The sequence below is a fragment of the Pseudoalteromonas holothuriae genome (genome assembly GCF_945859825.1).
Taxonomy (GTDB): Bacteria; Pseudomonadota; Gammaproteobacteria; order Enterobacterales; family Alteromonadaceae; genus Pseudoalteromonas; species Pseudoalteromonas holothuriae.
This window is the reverse complement of the sequence record NZ_CAMAPC010000049.1, coordinates 1-2,858: the sequence shown is the minus strand read 5'-3', so window position 1 is coordinate 2,858 and position 2,858 is coordinate 1. Positions and strand designations below refer to the sequence as shown.

General features: G+C 43.8%; 1 protein-coding gene. It reads left to right on the top strand.

The window, feature by feature from the left end:
* Positions 1-40: 40 nt before the first annotated feature.
* Positions 41-2,858, top strand: a 2,818-nt coding sequence (locus OCI93_RS20695) for a beta-ketoacyl synthase N-terminal-like domain-containing protein (RefSeq protein ID WP_261627228.1), incomplete at its 3' end; no start/stop codon positions are given.

Below are 2,858 nucleotides of genomic sequence, written 5' to 3'. Positions count from 1 at the left end.
GAGGGAATGTGATTTAGAATTATTTATAGCATTCTCATCAATGGCAGGTGTTTTGGGTAACGCAGGGCAGGGAGATTATGCGGCAGCGAATGCGTATATGGATGGTTATATGCATCAGCGAGCACAGGCAGTGGCAGCGGGCGAAGGGCATGGGGTTAGTATGTCAATTGCTTGGCCATTGTGGCAAGACGGTGGTATGACGGTGCATGAGGCACAACATACATTTATGAGCCATTTTGGTTTAAGCACATTGTCCACAACTTCAGCATTAGAAAATTTTTATCAATGTTTGGCAACAAAAGAGCTAAATTTACTGGTATTAAGCGGCGATCGGCAGCGATTTGAAACGCGCTTCCCTGCTCTTCAGGTCGTTTATGAGCAGAGCACTGTTCATCCTGAGCGAACAACTCGAGAGTTACAACCCTCTTCATTGCTGCAAAAAAACCACATCGACTCGGCGGAAGCTGTGAAACTTTTGGTTCAATCCACATTGGTTGAGGGCATACAGGAGTTACTCAAACTTCCTCGTGAGCATGTGCAACTTTTTACTGAATTGTCTGAATTTGGATTTGACTCTATCAGTTTGACTGCATTTTCTAACCTTATCAATGAGAAGCTAAGGCTAGATACCACTCCGGCAATGTTCTTTGAATACACAAGTGTTGATGAGCTCAGTGACTACATAATCAGCAATTTTTCAGACCATTTAATATCTCAGGTTGAAACGCCAGTGCAGCTCAAAGTTTCTCCCGTTGCTAGGGTGGCGGTTGAGCCTGCATTAAGTACATTAATGCCCGTCAAAAAAAATGACCAAGTAGATCAAGTTATCGCCATTATCGGCATGAGTGGCAGTTTTGCACAGGCAAAGAACATGACTGATTTTTGGCAAAACTTGTCGCAAGGTAAGGACTGTATTTCTTTGATCCCAGAACGTTGTTGGCCTTGGCAAAGCGTTTATGGGGACCCGCTAACAGAAGTAAATAAAACCAATGTTAAATGGGCGGCAACCCTACCAGATACAGATATGTTCGATCCATTGTTTTTTGGTTTATCGCCTCACGAAGCCTTGTTAATGGATCCACAGCAAAGAATGATCTTAAAACATACTTGGTTGGCGATTGAGGATGCTGGTTATGCACCTTCATCACTTAAAGGTAGTAATACCTCGGTTTTTATAGGTACGGCAAGTAGCGGTTATAATGATCTTATCAGTCAACGGAAAACGCCAGTGGAGGGGTATTCATCTACGGGGGCTGCTAATTCTGTTGGCCCTAATCGTGTCAGCTTTATGCTTGACCTACACGGACCCAGTGAGCCTGTTGATACGGCCTGTTCAAGTAGCTTGGTTGCGTTGCACCGAGCTGTACACAGTATTCGCCACGAGGGATGTGAAATGGCCATCAGTGGAGGCGTTAATACTTTAGTCAGTCTTAATAGGCACATCTCATTCAATAAAGCGGGTATGTTGGCTAAAGATGGACGTTGTAAGACCTTTTCGCAGTCGGCCGATGGTTATGGGCGTGGTGAAGGGGTTGTTATATTTTTACTTAAACCTTTACATCAAGCTCAATTGGATAATGACTCTATTTATGGGTTAATTTTGGGCAGTGCAGTCAACCATGGAGGTAAGGCAAATTCATTTACCGCGCCAAATGTCAGCGCTCAAGCCCAGGTAATTGAAGCTGCTTATCAAAATGCGCAAATAGACCCGCGCAGTGTGACGTATATTGAAGCGCATGGCACAGGCACCAAAATAGGTGATCCTGTTGAAATAAATGCGCTTAAAATGGCTTTTAAAGCCTTGTATGCAGCGCCTTGTAAAAGCGAAGTCTCGCCGGATTCAACTCCAACATGTGCGATTGGAGCAGTAAAAAGTAATATCGGTCATACAGAGCTTTCAGCGGGCGCTGCAGGAGTTGCGAAAATTTTACTGCAAATGCAACATAAAACACTGGTGAAAAGCTTGCATTGTGAGCAGGTTAATAAGTATATCGAGTTTGCAAATAGTCCATTCTATATCTTGCAGCAAAAAAAACCTTGGGAAGCCGCGTTAGATAGCGATGGTCAGCCACTGCCGCTACGTGCAGGTGTTAGTTCATTTGGCTTTGGTGGCGTTAATGCACATATCGTTTTATCACAATATTGTGCCCCAGTACCGGTGCTAAACCCTGAACATAACACGGCGTGGCCAGTTGTTATTTCTGCTAAAACATCTAGTGCACTAGTACAGCAAATAGCGAATTTGAAGGCATATTTGGAAAATGAATATGATCAAATAAATATGTGTGACTTGGCTTATACATTGCAAGTTGGGCGAGAGCAGATGAACTATCGAGTGGCATTCATGGCCAGTACAGTCCAACAGGTGATAGAAGCATTGCAGTTAACACATAATGGTACCATTACTTTATACCAAGGACACTATGACGTACAACGCACTCGAGGTGACTATCAAAGCGAGACTAATCAGCGTTCGCAGGCGCAACTTATTGAACTATGGGCAACGGGTAAGCTGTGCGAAATTGATTGGCAGACTCTATATCAGCAAAATAAGTTAGTTGTTGGGAAGCGCATTAGATTACCGGGTTATTGTTTTGAAGAACAAAGCTACTGGATACCAAAAGGGTTAGAAGACACCGCACCAAAAAGTGCTCTCAATAGATTAACCAGTTTTACATCTCAATGGCAATTGGCCAAGTCATATACCCCAGATGCCGAGTTACCTGAACAGGTGCAGGTATGGGGGTGTGAGTTGTCGATGTACACGCAAAATGCGTTACAGGGAGCACTGCCGATGATGAAGGTGCTTAACTCCTCACAAAGGGAGGAAGCACACAGATATGAAGGATATGTCAGTA